The organism is Phaeobacter sp. S60, assembly GCF_000826845.1.
GTDB lineage: Bacteria > Pseudomonadota > Alphaproteobacteria > Rhodobacterales > Rhodobacteraceae > Phaeobacter > Phaeobacter piscinae.
In genome coordinates, this window is sequence record NZ_JSWJ01000036.1 from 1 (window position 1) to 547 (window position 547).

At 60.3% G+C, this 547-nt stretch carries 1 protein-coding gene; it reads right to left on the reverse strand.

Translation table 11 applies throughout. The features are described from left to right. Nucleotides 1–181: 181 nt before the first annotated feature. Nucleotides 182–547: single-stranded DNA-binding protein (gene ssb, locus OO25_RS21520; protein WP_040182842.1), on the reverse strand; the 366-nt coding region annotated here is incomplete at its 5' end.

A 547-nucleotide genomic window follows, 5' to 3' on the forward strand; every position in this document is an offset into this window, starting at 1 on the left:
GATGCGATCCGGCGAACCTTCTTTACAGCCTCCTGGCGCTCTCTGGGGCTGAGGGCCCGCTTGCGGGTCGGCTTTTTCGGCTCCGCTTCCACTGGGGCGACCCCCTGCCAGCTCTTGTGCATAGCGATGTTCTCAGCGCGGGCGAACTCAATCATTCTCTGATAAGACATTGTTTATAATCCTAAAATGGAATTTCGTCGTCATCAATGTTGCTCGAAGACCCGCCTTGGCTGCCGTAGCCACCGCCCTGGCCCCCATAACCGCCGCCGCTATCCCCGCCATAACCGCCACCGCTAGAGCTGCCGCCACCCTGAGCGCCGTCAAGCATGGTCAGCGTCCCGCCAAATCCCTGTAGGACGACCTCGGTCGAATAGCGGTCCTGGCCGCTCTGGTCCTGCCATTTGCGGGTCTGCAGCTGGCCTTCGATATAGACCTTGGAGCCTTTGCGCAGGTACTGCTCTGCCACGCGGACCAGACCTTCGGAGAAGATCGCAACCGAATGCCATTCGGTTTTCTCACGCCGCTCGCCGGTGTTGCGGTCTTTCCA